The sequence below is a fragment of the Microscilla marina ATCC 23134 genome, assembly GCF_000169175.1.
Lineage (GTDB): Bacteria > Bacteroidota > Bacteroidia > Cytophagales > Microscillaceae > Microscilla > Microscilla marina.
This window is the reverse complement of record NZ_AAWS01000037.1, coordinates 20,880-38,644: the sequence shown is the minus strand read 5'-3', so window position 1 is coordinate 38,644 and position 17,765 is coordinate 20,880. Positions and strand designations below refer to the sequence as shown.

At 39.0% G+C, this 17,765-nt stretch carries 15 protein-coding genes; 11 read left to right on the top strand and 4 right to left on the bottom strand.

Annotated elements, in window-relative coordinates; translation table 11 throughout:
* Positions 1-17 precede the first annotated feature (17 nt).
* The 4 genes from M23134_RS26280 (at position 18) to M23134_RS42560 (ending at position 4,960) form a co-directional block, all read left to right on the top strand.
* Positions 18-1,361 carry a hypothetical protein gene (locus M23134_RS26280; protein WP_002701420.1) on the top strand — a complete coding sequence of 448 codons (1,344 nt, stop codon included), beginning with the start codon at positions 18-20 and terminating at the stop codon, positions 1,359-1,361.
* A gap of 16 nt (positions 1,362-1,377) precedes the next feature.
* A complete protein-coding gene (locus M23134_RS26275) occupies positions 1,378-3,054 on the top strand; it encodes a hypothetical protein (RefSeq protein ID WP_002701419.1) in 1,677 nt (558 codons plus the stop codon).
* A gap of 46 nt (positions 3,055-3,100) precedes the next feature.
* On the top strand, positions 3,101-4,441 hold the full coding sequence (locus M23134_RS26270) for a hypothetical protein (RefSeq protein WP_002701418.1): 1,341 nt from the start codon (positions 3,101-3,103) through the stop codon (positions 4,439-4,441).
* Between the two features lie 387 nt (positions 4,442-4,828).
* On the top strand, positions 4,829-4,960 hold the full coding sequence (locus M23134_RS42560; RefSeq protein WP_002701417.1) for a hypothetical protein: 132 nt from the start codon (positions 4,829-4,831) through the stop codon (positions 4,958-4,960).
* A 181-nt stretch (positions 4,961-5,141) separates the two neighbouring features.
* Here M23134_RS42560 and M23134_RS26265 read toward each other — a convergent pair whose 3' ends face one another.
* Complete coding sequence (locus tag M23134_RS26265; RefSeq protein ID WP_002701415.1) at positions 5,142-5,759, bottom strand: hypothetical protein; 618 nt, start codon at positions 5,757-5,759, stop codon at positions 5,142-5,144.
* Positions 5,760-6,622: 863 nt separating this feature from the next.
* On the opposite strand from M23134_RS26265, the gene M23134_RS26260 reads away from it, so the two are divergent.
* The gene (locus M23134_RS26260; protein ID WP_045114365.1) at positions 6,623-7,069 is read left to right on the top strand and encodes an META domain-containing protein; all 447 of its coding nucleotides are present in this window, start codon (positions 6,623-6,625) and stop codon (positions 7,067-7,069) included.
* Positions 7,070-7,295: 226 nt separating this feature from the next.
* Here the strand turns inward: M23134_RS26260 and M23134_RS26255 are convergent, their stop codons facing one another.
* A complete protein-coding gene (locus M23134_RS26255) occupies positions 7,296-8,105 on the bottom strand; it encodes an XRE family transcriptional regulator (protein WP_002701409.1) in 810 nt (269 codons plus the stop codon).
* Between the two features lie 319 nt (positions 8,106-8,424).
* Here M23134_RS26255 and M23134_RS26250 point away from each other — a divergent pair, with 319 nt between their 5' ends.
* The 3 genes from M23134_RS26250 to M23134_RS26240 all read left to right on the top strand — a co-directional run bounded on the left by M23134_RS26250 (position 8,425) and on the right by M23134_RS26240 (position 13,228).
* A complete protein-coding gene (locus M23134_RS26250; RefSeq protein ID WP_232296836.1) occupies positions 8,425-8,865 on the top strand; it encodes a hypothetical protein in 441 nt (146 codons plus the stop codon).
* A 186-nt stretch (positions 8,866-9,051) separates the two neighbouring features.
* The gene (locus tag M23134_RS26245; protein WP_002701406.1) at positions 9,052-12,195 is read left to right on the top strand and encodes a hypothetical protein; all 3,144 of its coding nucleotides are present in this window, start codon (positions 9,052-9,054) and stop codon (positions 12,193-12,195) included.
* Between the two features lie 73 nt (positions 12,196-12,268).
* Complete coding sequence (locus tag M23134_RS26240; protein ID WP_002701404.1) at positions 12,269-13,228, top strand: leucine-rich repeat domain-containing protein; 960 nt, start codon at positions 12,269-12,271, stop codon at positions 13,226-13,228.
* Between the two features lie 64 nt (positions 13,229-13,292).
* On the opposite strand, the gene M23134_RS26235 is transcribed toward M23134_RS26240, so the two are convergent.
* Positions 13,293-14,762 carry an outer membrane protein assembly factor BamB family protein gene (locus M23134_RS26235; RefSeq protein WP_045114364.1) on the bottom strand — a complete coding sequence of 490 codons (1,470 nt, stop codon included), beginning with the start codon at positions 14,760-14,762 and terminating at the stop codon, positions 13,293-13,295.
* 90 nt (positions 14,763-14,852) lie between these two features.
* On the opposite strand from M23134_RS26235, the gene M23134_RS26230 reads away from it, so the two are divergent.
* On the top strand, positions 14,853-15,062 hold the full coding sequence (locus tag M23134_RS26230; protein WP_002701400.1) for a hypothetical protein: 210 nt from the start codon (positions 14,853-14,855) through the stop codon (positions 15,060-15,062).
* 77 nt (positions 15,063-15,139) lie between these two features.
* Here the strand turns inward: M23134_RS26230 and M23134_RS26225 are convergent, their stop codons facing one another.
* Complete coding sequence (locus M23134_RS26225) at positions 15,140-15,604, bottom strand: peroxiredoxin (RefSeq protein ID WP_002701398.1); 465 nt, start codon at positions 15,602-15,604, stop codon at positions 15,140-15,142.
* A 444-nt stretch (positions 15,605-16,048) separates the two neighbouring features.
* On the opposite strand from M23134_RS26225, the gene M23134_RS26215 reads away from it, so the two are divergent.
* Entirely contained in the window at positions 16,049-16,828 is a 780-nt protein-coding gene (locus M23134_RS26215; RefSeq protein WP_002701392.1) for a hypothetical protein, read from the top strand.
* 143 nt (positions 16,829-16,971) lie between these two features.
* Complete coding sequence (locus tag M23134_RS26210) at positions 16,972-17,763, top strand: TIGR02757 family protein (RefSeq protein WP_002701390.1); 792 nt, start codon at positions 16,972-16,974, stop codon at positions 17,761-17,763.
* Positions 17,764-17,765 lie beyond the last annotated feature (2 nt).

Genomic DNA, 17,765 nt, shown 5'->3' with positions numbered 1-17,765 from the left:
ACTTTAAACATACCCTCATGAATCAGTCAGCAAAACATAAAAGACAACGAGGCGATGCGAACCGGGCTAAGTTGAAACGCCAAAGGAATACTAAAAACGTATTTACTGGCTTAAACAGACCAGCCAAAAAACGTCCTACCGCTCTTGCCAAAAAACAAGGAGGAGCAAGTGTCAACAAAAGAAGAGAAAATAGGGCAGCCAAGAAGCCTGGTATTGCCAAAAGCAATGAAGTCAAGGCAGGGTTCTCGTCTAAACCTGATAAATGGTACAAGGGGCGCAACCTCTACCCCACTGCGGGCAAAGATGGCGCAACTATTTACTTGCCCCAACAAAACGATGCGACACCTTCGGAACTGCTCAAAGGGCAGTTTGTGAAAGACGTAGACGTTGGAAAAGAAGTGGCGGCAGGCATACCGCCAAAAGCAGATAAATGGTACAAAGGACGGAACCTCTACCCTACGCTTGATGAAAACGGAAAAACGATTTATCTACCCCAACAAAGCGAAGCCACCCCGTCGGAATTGCTCAAAGGGCAGTTTGTAAAGGATGTGGACACGGGCAAAGAAGTGCTCAACGGTGTTGACCCCAAACCAGATCGCTGGTACAAGGGGCGTAACCTCTACCCTACGCTAGATGAAAACGGAAAAACGACCTACCTCCCCCAAAAAAGCGAAGCCACCCCGTCGGAACTACTCAAAGGGCAGTTTGTAAAGGATGTGGAGGCGGGCAAAGAGGTGCTCGATGGTACCGCCCCCAAACCCGATCGTTGGTATAAGGGACGCAACCTTTACCCTACGCTTGATGAAGACGGAAAAACGACCTACCTCCCCCAAAAAAGCGACGCTACTCCAGCCGAACGCCTGAAGGGACGCTATGTAAAAGACGTAGACGCTGGCAAAGATGCCATTGAAGGCTATGCCCCCAAAGAAGACAAATGGTTCAAAGGACGTAACCTGTACGCAACCTTGGGAGACGAGGGCGAAGTGGTTTACCTGCCGCAGGAAAGCGATGCCACCCCGTCGGAACTTCAAAAAGGGCAATTTGTAAAAGCAGTAGATGCGGGGAAAAAAGTAAGGGAAGTACTCCCCCAAAACCTGAAGCCCAAAACCGATGATCAGGGAAGGGTGCTTTACCCAGTAAAAACCCAGTCGGATGATGGAAAAGAGGAGCTAGTGTATTACCCCAAAGAAAGCGAAGCCACCGCCGCAGAAAAAACTAAAGGGCAGTTTGTACGCGACGAGGAGGTGATCAATGAGCCCCAAACCCGAAGGCGTGCCCAAAGAGCAAGTAAACCTGAGGGGAGAAACCGTAGGAATGCGGTGACAGAAATGCAATCAAATAACTTAACTAATTTGAAATAACTAAATTAACCATATTATGTCAGATCGTAAACTTGATCAAAAGAAATCAACTCGCTTTAACTTGCCCGATGAAAAATCTACTACCAAAAAGAAGAAGAAGAAGAATAAAGAGCGGAGTATGAGCTTTAAAGAACTACAGGCTTATCTCAAGGAACAGAACAAAAAGAAAAGTAGGAAACTTTTAAAAAAACAGCAAAGTCTAAAAAATGTAGACAAAAAAACAGTAAAAACATGGGTAGGTGCTCTCATAGATAGGTTTATAGACAACGGGACTATAAAAGATGAGAGTATATCCGATGAAAGCCCAGAAGAACAACGAAAAGCATTGAGGGAGGTGTTAGATCCTGATAATAAACTTAATGAACTTGACTTTACAAAAAAATTAAGGGATGAGTTTGTTGCCGGATTGACAGAAGACGAATTATACACTGAACAAAGTGCTTTAATACAAGATTTAGCTGCTAAATTGGATGGGGGCAATTTAGTGATTATCAATGACAAACATAACCAAGAAGAACCATTTCTTTATGCCTCTTTGTTGATGGATCGTGCCGAGCAACCAGGAACTTTGATGATTGAAGGACCTTTGACACTCAATGAATGGGATGATGCAGAGTTTGACACCAAGATAGACGAATGGAGCCGAACAGCCTGGAACAACCTTTATCAGGCAGAAGTAGTGAAGAAAGCTAGGGAACTGGGCTGGAAAGTAGTATCAGTGGACATGATGAGTGAACGAGATCCCAATAATCACAAAATCAACAAACATTCGAGTAGGCAAAAGTACATCGGAGGCATGATAAAATCTGTAATGGACAGCCCACAAAACCCCCATGGGAAAGTACTTGTAATTGGTACTGGTCATATCGCTGGTAATGAATTCTTTTCGGGAGGACTGGATAAATGGGCAAATCGAACAGTGGAAAAAGACCCACGTCTGGATGATATAGATAGAGCACAAGTTTGGGTCATGAATAAAGATGAATCTAAACCACAAAACCCTAAATACAACGTAAATATGGAGGTTCATCGTCAAAAAACCTTAGATGAGTTATATATAGTAATAGACACCAATATTGATGAACAGGTGGATGCCATGATCAAGGGGAAAGATCAAACAAACCCAAGTAACACTCCAAATAAAAAAACGGTCACTATTCACAGCAGAAGACTCTTCAACAAATTAAAAGCGCTTCAAGAAGACGAGGGTAGTGTGGCATATTTCACGGATAGTGCAAACAAAACTTGGAGATCGGAGTACAGTTACGCTCCCTTTGCCAAACTCAATGAACAGCGGACATATACATTGACAGATGTAACTAATGAGAAGCTAAGCTTTTACTATCCACCATCAGAGGATGAGCCCTCTGATACAATTCAAACAAGTATTGATAGTCAACCTAATGCCTCTGAACAGGTAAGCACTGACCAATCACCACTGCTTAACCTTGACACGGTTCAAAGCATAGCGACGTTCTATAATCAGCAAAAAAACTTGGTAGATAGTAGCAACCGAACAAGTTTGGAAACATTTATTAGCACCGCAACGGAGATCAATGAACGAACGATACAATTACGGGGCAATCAAACTAACGACAGCCAAGCTCAAGCATCTCTTGATGATTTAATAGTTAGCATTGCCCTGGACATATCAAAAGCCAGACAAGATTTAAAATCGTTGCCTAATCAATAAACCAAACCCGTGGTATTTTTTATGAAACTCCTAAAACACTCAAACGATGGATAGACGACTGTCTCAAATAAGACAAAAACAAAATAAAGCTACGATGGATGCCGATGGTATCATTGGCAAACGCAAGTCGGGCGCAAGGAAAAAAGAAATCACCCTTGATGATGCAAGCCCTGCATCAGTATCTGATACAACCTCAGGCTTTAATAATACCGTTGACACGCTTTTGGCGGCTGGTACTGCCCCTTCCGATATGATAAAAACCTTGGACAACCTCGTGCCCAGAAGCGAAACGGAGGCGGAGATAAAAGAGGGAGCAAAACGCTACTGGAGCTTGGTAGAACAGTTTCATGAACTGTATGGGGTCTACCCTTGGGAGGTGGTGCATACCTTGCACCCCAAAGATCGGATTGGCGTCAACAATAGCGGATCGACCAAGCCGAACGATCCTTCTACCCAAGAAGATCCCTATGTTCGGAAACAACGCGAACTGAAAGCCTCTACTGGCGTGCAGTTTTCGGAAAAAGATATTAAGACCGTTGAAACCTTGGTAAAGCAAGCTAAGGCAAAGGGACAGGTAGCAAGCAATCATGAGCAATTTATAGCCGAGGCATTAGAGGGGGGGCATATCAACCCTAGAGAGGCATCTGCCGCCCGATTTATGTTGAGGTATATGGATAGCCTGCGCATTGTGGGCAATGAAATACGCACCATATACAACCAATTGGATGTGTCTAATGAAGTAGGGCTGCAACAAGGAGTACAAGCCCTTTCTTCATTTATAGGCGAAGAACTCCTTAATAACTTTATAGGAAATAGAGTGAATGGGCTCAGGACTGGAGGTGTTTACAATACTTGGACTAATTTGGATCAGTTAACGGCTTATTTAAACAGAGCCATCGAAACCTTCGAGAACGCCTTTAATGCCGCTATTGAATCTGGGAAGCCAGGCAGGCTATTCAGGCTAGTTCAAATACTCAACGCGAATGAGTGGAACATCGAAAAATATATTGGACTTCTTCAACGGGCTCAATTCAATATTTACGATACGTCTACCCCGTTTGGGTTTCTGGCAAACGCCCTTTATGAGTCACCCACTTCTCAGGGAGGAAAGGGAGGCGATGGACAAGCCGCGCTAAAAGCCGCCTTAGACACGCTATACACCCAAAAACACCTACCCTCACGCTTTACGGAAGAACAAATAATTGATTACGATTATACCCATACAGCAGACGACTTCAAGCACTGGCTTCGTGACAATGGCTATACACACAGGGTTATAAAACAAGCGGTGGCCGCCGAAAGGTCTTATTCAAGTATAGCCGACGCAAAACCTATTACAGATCAAGACATTGATAAATTGTTGAAAAGCTATGAAGTACTTGAATGATAATGGCTTGGAAAGTAAAGTCATCTGTTTATCTGACTAGAGCTATTTAAAGTATAGCAGATCATACATAGGGGCTAAATGAGTAATACAGTATCAAACAATAATTAGTGAATGTTGAGTTTCGGCTTAACATCTGTAGATGTTTGCTCTTCAGTAGACAATATTGTTGAAATCATTCATTGGTATTCGCGATTCATTATTTATTTAGCTCCTAAATTATCAGAATGTTCCATTTATCTAGCACTATTTGAGTAATTAGTAAATCACCCAATAAAACAGTTATTGTCTGATTCTAAAACTCAGAAATTTCTTCAAACCTTAAGACCCAATGAAAAAGGGCTGGTAGAGACCCTTTTGGAATTGGACTCACCTGAGTAACAAAGTTATATGGAGACACGACGTGTAGTAGAACTGGAACTACATCAAGAATTGAAGGGTAAAAGCATTGAGGAACAAAAGAAGTTTGTCGAGATAAAAGATAAACAACCAAGTGGAAAAGGCAAGAAAAAAAAGGAATAAAGTCCCCAAATAATCTACTTGGGGGTCATTAGTAACTAAAGAACCCATTTTTAGGTAGATGCTTTGCATTGAGGTGAGATGTCAAAAACTGCTGTCGGTTCAAGAAAAAAACAGGCAGCAGTGCTCAACATAACAAGTCGAAGATAGCCAATTGAAGAGACGCCAAAATGCCCAATGTAAACTAGTCAACACAGTTTTTATTGTAATAATCTACCACTTGCGAAACTTTACGTATTTGCTTTTTTTTGATTTTTTCTTGGAGACTAGGGCAGTTAGCAAAATATTTGGCTAAAGTCTTTCTTTTTAAGCCGAATAACCCCTGAGTGGCTCTAATGAAAAATTGATCCTTCTCTTTTCTAAACAAGTCCATCCAAGACGAACCAGCTTCGCCTTGCTCCCACCACTCCAAGTAATAATGGCTTAGTTTTCCTTTACTAATTACCCGCAAAAAATACCTTTCTCCGTTTTTAGGGTCAATGTCATATTGGGGATTTATTAGAGTCATCCCTCGCGACGATTGGCTCAGCCAAAACCCTTCGTAGTTGGTGTTGTTCACATTAAAAGCAGCAACATCAGCCCTTTTATACTTTTTTCGCTTTCCTTTTGTATTAGTAAATCGAATCTTTTTATAATATCGGGGGGGCACTTTGCGCTGATTTACATGTTTTACTTTACCATATAGGGTGTCGCCAGAATTAAGTACTATATAGTCCAATAAATGGCTGGTTTGCGCCTTTAAAGTTAAGAAGGGCAACAATAATAAGGTAGTAACGATGGTGAAAGTCTTGATGATTTGCATAATGATAATATACTCTGGTACTAAATCAATTTCAATTTCTGATGATTATAAAAAATAGAACATCGTTCGCTTTTTGAGTTCCGATGCCTACCAGAACCTCAGCTACGCGATAGTTAGCCTTTGTCAAAACTCGGCACAGCAAAGCTGTAGCCATCAGTTTTTAAGAGAAATCAGGTGGCAAAAGAAACCAAAGCCGTTGCTCAACCCTGATTCATCAGGGCAGTTTTACTGCGTTGAATTTCTAAATCTCGAACTCAGCCCTTAACTTAACCGCTGGATAGAGTAATTGTTGTGCTCTCTGTAGTATACAATAACATACGTTCTTCTGAACACACGCCCTGTTTCTTTATAACAAGTTGACTTGTTCATACACAATCTGGAGGGAGCTTCTTTGGCAGCAAATCAGGACAGACATTTTCTAAAACTACTCAAAGGCATCAAATTCAGATATTTTATTTTTTGTAAACTAGGGTAAGCCCAGTGTCTTCTTGTCTTTATTACAAAACAAGTAAGTTTATTAAATATGCGATGCTACTAGCAATACTCCGCAGTGATTTTAGTCAAAGTTGTTTGCTGGTTCTCAGTTATTTACGAATTTAAAAACTATTTAATTGGGTGTTTGGGCGTAAAACCGACACACTTTTAAAAATAAATTGAGTAAGCAATCTTAATATAAAATACTGGTTTACAGCATTTAACAAAGGTAAACATTTACTCGAATCAGCTATCGACTATCGACTAAATACTATGGACTATTGACTAGATAAGTAAAGGCATAATTATTGAAAACAATAATCCATCAAGTAGCATTTCAACACTATTTATCGTGTTGATTATCAGGATAGTGACATTAAGAAGAGAATATGAAATTAGTAAGACAATATATAAATATTTTACCCATCATTTTGTTAAGTTTTATGTTCACTCTTTCGTCGTGTGACGCTACTAAAGAGCAAGATGTGACTCCAGTGGCTTTGGACGGCACCTGGCAATTGATAGGCTACCAAGGTGCTGCCGGAAAACTTGAACAAAACACTGAAAATATTAACGAAAACCCTATCATTGCTTTTAAGCAAGGTGATTATGGTGGGTCTACCCTACACAATGCCTACACAGGCAGCTATACTCTTATCAATAGCCAGTATTTAGTACTGACTACTCCAGTAAGTACCCTTACTACCGAATCGCAATGGGGTGTAAAGTTTCTGGAGAGTTTGCCTCAAGCTGAAAATTACAACATAGACAATCAATTATTGTATATGACTTTAAAGGGTGGTGAGGTTCGTATGGTATTTCAGAAAATGAAATAAAAAGCAGGCTAAAACTATGTGGGTTATACCAGTCCGCAGCTATTTGGTCGTATGGTGGTTACTTTCTTACTTTAAATGTTTTAAATTTATTTTGCTTATTTGAATTATCTTCAATTTACTGTCTATCTCTAAATGCTGCGAACTGGATTAATTGGGTCTTGGTTGCATAAAAACTCCCTGTTTTTGGTTTACAGTCTATTTACAGGACGAAAACCTGGCAATCAAATTATTTACGAACACGTCGTTCCATTTTAATATCCTGAAGTTCGTCTTCCAAACGCGAAAAAGCCGATTTTAACTCTTGCAGTGAAGTAACACTATCATCAGGCATATCACGACTAATATAAGCAGCAAACTTCCAAATCTCTACTACTTCGTCAGCGGATACCTCATAAGGCTGATAAGCAATGTTAGACGATTTTAACAAAAATGTACCTCTTTCGGTAATTTTGTTGTATACCTTCTTAAGTACTACTCCATCATTTTTTGCCACTACTACACAAGTTTGCCCTTCTTGTACTTCATTCCAGTTTGCTACATATTCGCCAATAACAATAGACTCTGGCAATAACGGTAACATAGACTCTCCGGCAATTTCAAAGGCACGGTAAGTTCTACCTTCAGGTAAGAATGGTAATTGATACTTGGGCAAATCTTTCAAATACTCTGCATCTGCATACCCTTTGGTATATCCAGCAGCAGCTTTTTCGGGCACCAACTCAATATTTTCATTGTTTTCGCGGTCAGTGGTAATAGTTAGAATGCGTAAATTCTCGGCAGAAGCATATTTTTTCACTTCTTTTTGTTGCTGAAGATCTACATCTCCCAAAGTTGCTAATTCGACATTTAGCAATTGATCTAATGTAATGTTAAAATACTGAGCAATCCTATTCATCACTACCAACTTAGGCTCAGCGCGTCCATCTTCATACGAAGAAATAGCACTACGAGTAATACCAAGTGCATTTGCAAGGTTTTCCTGAGTTTGCTTTCCATTGCGTTCTCTCAGGTGTTTTAAATTTTTGCTCAAAAACATATCAAAAAAATGTTAAAAATATTGGCTAATAATTTTCCTATTCGGTATATTTGCTAACAAATTTAGCAAGCTAATCGGTCATTTGCAAGGTTTAAACGCTAAAATTATTAACAATCAACCACTTACAATGAGCAAAGCATAAAAGTTTGTCAAAAAAAATAATTTAAAGTCAGTCAGATAAGAAAAATACTACGGGTTTATGAAAAAAAATTAAATAAAAATATCTGAGGTCATGATTACAGCACAACAAACAGCGAAACCAAAGACAACACAACGAACACGAAAAACTCAGCAAAAGAAAACTACTAGAAAAACCAGTATGGCAAAAAAAAGTGTAACACCTAAAAAGAAAACTCCCCCTGTCACTACTATTGACATGGCAGATGTGTTTACTTCAGGGGCTACCAAGAGCATAGTATTGTTGCTGATTATTTCGTTTAATGTGGTTGTATTACGCAACAGCTTTTTACTATCGGCTCCGCCGATGGGTTTTTCGGGTGACATCAAAATAGATGCATTGCTATATGGCTTAGCCATTAGTGTCTTGATGGTGATTATCTTATTTCACGAAGATCAATGGAAAAATGCTTTTTGTCCGGGCGCCATTACTCTATATGCCGATACCTTAATTCTGATTCTGTATATGAAGTGGTTTGAGTTTATACTAGGCAAGTGGCTGTCTATGTGGCTATTGAGTGGTTTGCTCATAGCAATGCCGGTAATGGGTTTGTTTATTATGGTAATAATGCTAAAAAAATAACACTGTCTTATTATAATACCTCAGGGAGGTCATTGCCGCAAGGGTTGAAACCTGTCAATAAATTATGAACGATTTGATTTATATTTATTGGCAGGTTTATTTAATTTCAAATGTGCTGAATCATATCAATGCTGGTCAAGCTACTTATTAGTCAGAATTAGTTCACAACTTACTTTTTACAATCCGATGAAATTACCCTTTAAAAACAACCTTTTCTATAACTTAAAATCTACACTTCATCACGAAGAAGAGCTTGAAGAGCCATCGAACCATTATAATGACAATGAGGAAACTCTAGAAACACCTTTAAATACACTGCAGGAACCAGCTATAGAGTACGGCAGGTATAATCCTCCTGATACGCAGGTAGTGATTCAAAAAATAGAGATTAACCAAGCAAATGAAATAAATGAAGATGCCCCTAAAAAACCCAAAGTAGTCTGGGGCAATACCGAAAGTCCTGCTAAAATAAAACTAAAGTTTACTACAGTGCCAGCCCCTCAATCTCTTGAGGAATTGGCGTTTTTCAGGGTTGATTTAATGCGTTCCTTGTCTGATAAAGACTTTACTTTTGTTAATGCATTAGCAAAGTTTAAAGACTCAGGTTCAGCACGTAACTACCGTAACAAAACAGTTGTACTACCGCCTGATTTGGAAGATGGCGCTTATTTTTTACGCATCATTGCTTTAGATGAGGAGGAGTTTCCGCTTAATATAGAGGAGGAGGCTTTGCAAGAAGAATTGGTACACACTCAAAAAATAAGCAGTGATACTGACACTTTTTTCTTTACTCAAGTACAAGAAAATATTTGCTCTATAGAAAATTTAATGTTTAGCGATGGCTCCCCAAATGAGCTGCCACCAGCCAATGAGGTAACCAGTTCGCTCAAACATTGGTTATATGCTTTTATCAAGCTAAGGTTGCAAAACATTATTGAGGCTACTCCTGTAACTGGTACTACTGGATTTCGGTTACAAACCAGTCGAGGCGAATGCTTAGAAAGCATTTATGAGACAATTCTAAAACCTGCCAATAAGGCGTTAAAAGTTCAATTGCCCGAAAAACTGGCTATCATAGAACAGTGTATGCTTGCCAACCCTGAACAGGTAGACCCATTGTTGATTGACGTTAAAAACTATGGACCACTACGCGAGGGAGCCATTACCCTTACCGAAGTAGCTGAAGGAGAAAATGATTGGATTCCAGCCTCGTTCAGAGTAAAACGTGCCGAAGTATTTGCTGCCATTCGTACTAGTGCTACTGATAATAAAGGGATATGGGAAACATTTGCAATATATAACCATATTGAACTCATAAGAGATTATGTAGAAGAGTATGAGCACTGGCTAAACAAGGTGTTGCGCAAGCTCAAAAAAATAGAAGAGCTAGAACCTGAAGAACAAGAGGATGTATATGAAATGCTGCAAGTAGTGCAAAACCTCGAGTTGATTCAAGCAAGAACGCTTTTACCTAATCAAAAAATCGGGACAGTATTTTTACAATCTCCACTACACCCCTTACGAATGATATGGAGCCTTAACCTTTGGAATTGGTACCAGGAATGGGAAGAGGAATTACTAACTCTGGAAGAAGGACATGCCACTTGGGTAGAAGCTATGCAAGAGTACCTGGAACTGATGATGCCCCAAAACAATCCTTTGTTGATGAGCATAGAAGATAAGGTGTATCAATATACAGGAGAGCTTGCGCACGGATGGGGAATATACACTCCAGCAAACCAAGCAACCAAAGCAGCCACTGAGCTCAACACGCAACCTCATCTCTTGAGGTATTGGCAGGAAGTATTTAACCTTGCTCCTATTTACAATTCATCGGCTCTAAATGCTGAAGAAATTATTGGGCAAATTCAGAGCTATCTGGTGCGTTACCCAGAGAAAAAAGAACTTTTAATCAATGTATTGAATGCAGATACTGGACAGTCGTTGGCTGAAGCTATTTACTGGCTTGCTAACCAACCCGAAACTCAGGATTTGCAATATACTCTACTCCTATTTGCCAACGATCAGGCATTGGGTAAAGCCGGCAATGCTTTTGAACTACTTGCCGCTGAAACTCCTGAGCTATTTGAGCAAGTAAAGGTGGGTGTAGCAAACATTGAAGAATTTTTCAAAACCCCTGAAGAGTTTAGCAGCGATCTCACTTTTTTGGTACAACCATTCAGCGCTCAACCTATTTTATTAGCCTCTGATTTTGACAAAGCCGCACCTACTCAATTACAGGAGGGACTGCTGCAGACTCCTTCGTTGCTTACTCAGGTAAACGGACAAATCAAGGTAAGCCGATGGGTAACTTCTATGGCTCATTTTATCAACGAAGATGCCTCTGAAGATGTGCTTTACCTACATAAAGGCTTTGAACTTTGGCAACAACTGGCAGTAACTAACCTTGCCGGAAAAGTATCAGGTGCTACCCCTGCTACCCAACTAGTGCTCACTTTACCTCAAAAAGTATTATTTGACAAAGCCAGTGAAGCTTCGGAATGGGTCATAGTCAAAGACACTCATATTACCCCAGACTTGTTTGATTTTTCGCCTAATAAACATCAATTGCCCCAACTTGTAGCTCAAGATATAAGCAGTGGCATAGTAGTTACCAAGCAAATAGGTAGCCCTTTGGAAACTATAGATTTCCAATTACGCGATATTGGGCACAATTGGTCTAATTCGCAAGAACGCCTTGAAAAAATGGCAGAACACCTCGAAGTCAGTGGTTTTCCTTGGTTTGACATGCCTCAACAAGCCACAGACATGGCGTTGACTAAGATGTTGTTAGAAAAATTTGATTTTCTGAACGATCATTTCATTATACCTGTAGGCAAACACCCTCAGTGGTTTCCCAGCGAACATCAGGCAAACCTATTGCTGGTAGCCATGGATACCAACAAACATAATATATGGGTACAAATGATTGGGGTAGCCTCTGGTGACAACTTGACTGAAGATGAAATGAAGGGGATCAAACAACAAATAAAACGAGACATTGACAACACCTACAAAGCCCTGATGTATTATTTCAAACCTTCGTTACTGTTTCCTCATAGAGCCACACTTATACACGAACTTAGGTGTTTTTTGAGCTTTTATATCAAACGAGCTATTCGTTATCAAAGCCTTGATTTTGTGGTGGCAGAGCGTTATCAGCAATTTTTAAATGAACTGGAAGCTGGTTATGATGTGATTACGGGCAAGCTTGGAATTATTTATGACCATGTAGGTTTTGGACAGATAGATAAAAAGCAAGAAGAAAATGATTGGTTATTTTTTGAGGTAGGCAGCCGTTTTGTACAAGCACTTTTGCAGAATATTTAGATGAGGGTAAATTTTAAATAGTATCTTTGGTAAGATTGTAATTACTTAATCTTTCATTTAAACATTACATTTTATGAAAAAACTATTGATAGCATTCGCAATGGTGGGCTTTTTGGCTGCCTGTGGGGGAAACAAAAAAGGTGAAAACACCGAAAATTCAGCGGATACAAGTGCCAGTGTTAATACTGACAGTGCTAATACTGACAATAAAACCGACGAAACAACATCAACTAACACTGCTGATGCACCATTGAGCAAAGATTTGGTGGGTAAAGCCAAAGAATATGGTTCAGAAGAAGAAGTGACAGCAGAAACCGACAAAAGCAAGATTATCCGTTACCGTTCTAAAAATTATGCTAAGGAGTTTCCCAAGGCATTGTTCGAAGCCAAAAACCTACAGGTACTAGTACTGCAGAGTTTGAGCAGCTCTGAGTTACCCAATGAAATCAAGAATTTCAAAAACCTTACCTGTATAGTGTTAGATGGCGCTAAAATAGAGAAACTGCCAGAAGGAATAGGAGAACTCAAAAACCTGAAAACAATCTCGTTGACTTCTTGTCGAAAACTGGATATTCAACAAGTACTGAATGTACTAAAAAACTGCCCTCAACTGGAGAATTTGAGTTTGTCTTATATACCATTTGAAACAATGCCTGCGACCATTGGGGAATTAAAAAACCTGAAACATTTAAGAATTAAAAACAACAACTTTAAAACTTTACCTGATGAGTTTTATACACTTAGCAACCTTGAGTATTTGAGTATTAGCAGCAAAAAGGACACTCCTTATAACTATGAAGATATTTTCAAAAAACTAAAGCAACTGCCTGCCCTTACCAAACTGTTTATCCCTTTCGCAGGTTTAAAAGCCCTACCTGATGTAATGAAAGAATATCCAGCACTGAATAAAGTTGTGTGGAAAGAATCGGACTGGAAAAACGCCCAGGAACAAGCGGAACAATGGAGCGCCAAGTTTCCTAATTTTACAGTAAGCATTAATACATCAAGTACCCCTTTGTATTATATGTATTAACAAGCCACACCATTTTGAAATCGCCCACACCACTTCAAAATGGTGTAGGTGATTTCAATACCATTTAATAATCAAATCTGGTAATTTCGGCAGTTTTTAAGTCTAATTCGTACACATCACCCATGCTAAAATATGCCTTATGTTTAGTTACCGTTATATTATTCCATTGATTACCTATCACATCTTTTACTGTTTTTTTAATCAAATTTCCATTCATGGGATTCATTTTTTCAATAAGCATCTGCCCTGTTTCTTTGAGGTATTGTATGATTAATAAATTGCCCTTGTGTAAGATATGATACACTTCGCCATCTTTCGTTTTTTTATTGTATAAGTTGGTGCTACGCAAAGGATAACGCCAAGCCACCATTCCTGTGTGATGGTTTATACCCCAAAGCTCATTTTTATTGTTTCCTCTGGTTTTTCGAGTAAAGGCAATTACCAGGTTTTTACGCCCAACCATTGGTGTCAGACTGTAGTCTATTTCCTTAGCCAACTCTCTTATTTTTCCTGATAACATGTCTACCTTCAGCAATACACTCCGTGAACCACTCAATGCACTTAAATACAGGGCTGTTTGATGTTTAATATGCCTTAGATTTTTTATATCATAAGGAAGTAATACTCTGGAAGGTAAAACTTTATCCCACTTCTTAGTACCACTATCTATGTCCCAACATTGTATATGGGTACCCTCAGGCATCAAGTATACATGCGTGCCTATGTTATCAAACACCATGGGCATGTTTACCCTGTATACTTTACCGCTGTCTATCTCGCGATGGGGCGTAGGAGTAAATAAACGCATAGGCATCAAAGTAATTGGATTAATTACTACAACACTTGCCGAAACATCCATCTTATCTTCTGCCTGATCACTTAGTACAACTTTATCTTTCACTACATAAAAACCTACTCCTTTTGCTTTAGGGGTTTCAAGGCGATTTTTTCGTAATATATTGCCATTCAAGGCATTTACTGAGTATAAAATCCGATCTTCGGTAAGTAATATCAATTTTCGTTGTACCAACGCCATACAGTTAGAGCATTCTGGCGATAGTTGGTCCCTTAACCTTAAGCTCCATACTTTTTCACCACTATTGCGCTTAAGGGCATACACAAAATCTTTCACAAGAATGTATACATGCTCACGATCATAGGTAGTTTTCAGGTAATTGTGTCCATCTTTGTATAAGGTGTTAAGGTTGGTTTCCCATTGGGTAACCTGGTTAGCAGCTGACCGATAAGCTAAATGTATTTCATACTGATTTTCAGCATTTTTACGGTGCTTAATATCTTTTTTCACACTGACTACCAATACATCAGACATCGTAAGCGTAGGACTGTCTACCAAGGGCATAGTGCGTAATACCACTTTGGGAGAAACACCTGAAATACTCCCTATTCTTTTAGTAAGGTCTGAGAAAGAAAGCTTATCCTGGGTAAAAAACCAGCCTAATAAAAGTAATACAATCACGGATATGCCAAGGTTGACCATACCTGAACAACCTCTCCTTCCAACTTCATCTGCCATTTTTGTAAGTTTGTTTTGTTTCTACAAATGTAATCAATAAATTATTGATTCATAATAACCTTTTTGCGGAGCAAAAGCAATATTTTAAGATTGAAACAAGTCATAGGATTTTATCGCAAAACCGCCTGGACACTGCTTGTACTGGGCATTTGGATCGTGATAGGGTATTGTATACGTCTGGCACGCCCCCACCCACATACTACCCATTTGGTTATAAACATGTTGGCTTTGGGTGGTTCTCCTATTGGCATCGCATTATGGATGTTTAGAAACTTAAAAAAAGAGAAACGCCGCAAATAAATCTTAAACATAAAAAAACTGTGGACCTTGCCTACACAATACCCACAGCTAAAACTTTTTATATCCAACCCCAAGGTTTACTCTTCTACCAAGTCACTTTTTACTTTCTTGATCATTTCCTGAATGTGGGCTTTAGCCCCAAACAGCTTATCAAATGCTGCGACCACCTGTTGGTCTTTGTCCAACAAGTAAGTAATACGTTTGGATACTCCTACCAATGGCATAGTTGCCTTAAAAGCTTTAGTCACTGTTCCTTTAGTATCAGCCAATAACTCAAACGGCAGATTGTGTTTTTCCTTAAACTTTAGGTGTGTCTCTATATCATCACGGCTAACCCCTAATACATCTATGTCAAACTGTTTGAAAAACTCAATATTATCACGAAAGTCGCAGGCTTCAGCAGTACAACCAGGGGTAAAATCTTTTGGATAAAAGTAAATAATACAAGGTTTACCCTTGCGATTATTGTACAAATTAAAATCCTCCCCAGTGGTAGAGGGTAAGGTAAAATCAGGTGCTTTGTCTCCTACTTTTAAAGCCATTCTTCTAGTATTTTAAATAAATTGAATATTAAGGAAAATCTTGTAATTGCTACTTGGTGTGCAGTACAACATTATGAGTAAAAATCACACAAAATCACACAAAATCAATAATAGTATTATTCTACTAAAGTACACAATTGCTTATTCAATAACTATTGAATGGCAAGCATGGTTATTATTTTGTTTGTTTTTGTATAAAAAAACTTCAATCACCTATCAAACACTACGCACTAAAAGTTTTTTTTATTATCTTAAGAATACGTTGGCAAACAGTAGGCAAGGAATAGCCAAAAAAATCTTATTTTTTATTAAGGGGTTTATATTTTTTACTTGTCGTATGTATATAGTAAGTACCAAGCTTGATGTATGTTTTATACATTAAATATGGGCACATATACTATCCCTTGCTAAATTTACTGTTTACATTATCAAATCAAAAAACACATGAACAACAAAGTATTTAAAAGCGTTGTCAGTGGGTTTATACTATGTTTGATTTATCAAACAAGTTTTGCTCAGTTTGGCTTCAACATGGGTTATACTTACTCAAAACCTATGGAAGAAATGGCAAGCACCATCAGGAAGATGCACGGTTTTAACCTAGAGCTTATCTATAAGATTCCCAAGTCACCTTTTAGCGTCGGTTTAGACTTGGGCTTATCAGGCTATGGTAACCGCAAACTAGACAATTTTACGGTTGTACAAGATGAGCAAATACAAGGTACCTATGACCTTACCATCAACAATTACGTATGTGATGCCTTCATTACAGGGAGAGTCGATTTATTATCTAAAGGAATCATCAGACCCTATATAAGTGCTCGTATTGGAGTGCAAGAATACCATACCGACTACATTCTTGAAAACCCCAATATACAACACACTACAGAGTGTCCCGACCCAGTAGAAGAGGGCACAGTATTGCGCGATGTAGCTATGGCCGCAGGGTTTGGTTTTGGGGTAAGAATAGATATGGGGCAAATATTTAAGCTGGGAATGGGCAATAATCGCTTATTTCTTAATATAGAGTCTACTTATTTGAGCGGAGGCACAGTACGCTATATGAGTTTAAATGCACCAGCCAATGTTGTTCCCAGCAATACGGACATGCCTGGACTAGCCCCTGGGGTAAGTACAATTACCCATCCTTACCACACAGGCAAGGTATACCAGTCAAAGATTTCAATGACCAACCTTAGGATAGGAATGGGAGTCCATTTCTAAAACTTTATGTTTTTGACCAATGCTTATCCCTACCTTATCACATATCAGGCAGGGATTTTTTTATCTTCAACGGCAACCACCATAATCTTTGTACATTTGTTCATACACTCACTCTGTGTTTAATCATAAACAAAACAACAAAGATGAACATTCCAGATATAACAAATGAACAAACTCTTAAAGAGTTTTTAGACGAAGCAGCAGATAAGTACAATCAACCCGGCTTTATCGAGAATGATCCTATCTCTATTCCTCATTTATTTAGCAAAAAACAAGACATTGAGATTACGGGGTTTTGGGCAGCTGTACTTGCATGGGGCAATAGAACCACTATCATAAAAAAATGTAAAGAATTGGTAGAACTGATGGATGACGACCCACATAACTTTATACTCAACCACGAAGAGTCAGACCTAAAGGCATTTTTATCATTTAAACATCGTACTTTCAATGCTACTGACACGCTCTATTTTATTCATTTTTTTAAGCATTTTTACCAGAAAAATCCCTCTTTGGAAGAGGCTTTTACCCAAAATTTTACTCCAGAGATGTCCCACGTAGAACAAGCCCTCACAGATTTTCATGAATTGTTTTTTAGCCTGAAAGAATACCCAGAGCGTACTCGTAAGCATATAGCTACCCCCGCTCGAAAATCGGCTTGCAAACGCATCAATATGTTTTTGAGATGGATGGTAAGAAAAGATACTAAAGGGGTTGACTTTGGGATTTGGAGCAAAATTAACCCTAGCCAGTTGATATGCCCTTGCGATGTACACGTAGAGCGGGTGGCAAGAAAGCTAAATTTATTGGAAAGAAAACAGATGAATTGGCAAACAGCTCTTGAGCTTACCCAAAACTTACGAAAATTCAACGCCCAAGATCCTGTCAAATACGATTTTGCACTATTTGGTCTAGGCGTTGATCACAAAATGTAGTA

Excerpts from the sequence above, each read along its gene's own strand:
- M23134_RS42560 (WP_002701417.1), top strand. The coding sequence starts at position 4,829 with ATGGAGACACGACGTGTAGTAGAACTGGAACTACATCAAGAATTGAAG.
- M23134_RS26215 (WP_002701392.1), top strand. The coding sequence starts at position 16,049 with ATGAACAACAAAGTATTTAAAAGCGTTGTCAGTGGGTTTATACTATGT.
- M23134_RS26270 (WP_002701418.1), top strand. The coding sequence starts at position 3,101 with ATGGATAGACGACTGTCTCAAATAAGACAAAAACAAAATAAAGCTACG.
- M23134_RS26275 (WP_002701419.1), top strand. The coding sequence starts at position 1,378 with ATGTCAGATCGTAAACTTGATCAAAAGAAATCAACTCGCTTTAACTTG.
- M23134_RS26210 (WP_002701390.1), top strand. The coding sequence starts at position 16,972 with ATGAACATTCCAGATATAACAAATGAACAAACTCTTAAAGAGTTTTTA.
- M23134_RS26245 (WP_002701406.1), top strand. The coding sequence starts at position 9,052 with ATGAAATTACCCTTTAAAAACAACCTTTTCTATAACTTAAAATCTACA.
- M23134_RS26255 (WP_002701409.1), bottom strand. The coding sequence starts at position 8,105 with ATGTTTTTGAGCAAAAATTTAAAACACCTGAGAGAACGCAATGGAAAG.
- M23134_RS26260 (WP_045114365.1), top strand. The coding sequence starts at position 6,623 with ATGAAATTAGTAAGACAATATATAAATATTTTACCCATCATTTTGTTA.
- M23134_RS26240 (WP_002701404.1), top strand. The coding sequence starts at position 12,269 with ATGAAAAAACTATTGATAGCATTCGCAATGGTGGGCTTTTTGGCTGCC.
- M23134_RS26250 (WP_232296836.1), top strand. The coding sequence starts at position 8,425 with ATGGCAAAAAAAAGTGTAACACCTAAAAAGAAAACTCCCCCTGTCACT.
- M23134_RS26280 (WP_002701420.1), top strand. The coding sequence starts at position 18 with ATGAATCAGTCAGCAAAACATAAAAGACAACGAGGCGATGCGAACCGG.
- M23134_RS26265 (WP_002701415.1), bottom strand. The coding sequence starts at position 5,759 with ATGCAAATCATCAAGACTTTCACCATCGTTACTACCTTATTATTGTTG.
- M23134_RS26225 (WP_002701398.1), bottom strand. The coding sequence starts at position 15,604 with ATGGCTTTAAAAGTAGGAGACAAAGCACCTGATTTTACCTTACCCTCT.
- M23134_RS26235 (WP_045114364.1), bottom strand. The coding sequence starts at position 14,762 with ATGGCAGATGAAGTTGGAAGGAGAGGTTGTTCAGGTATGGTCAACCTT.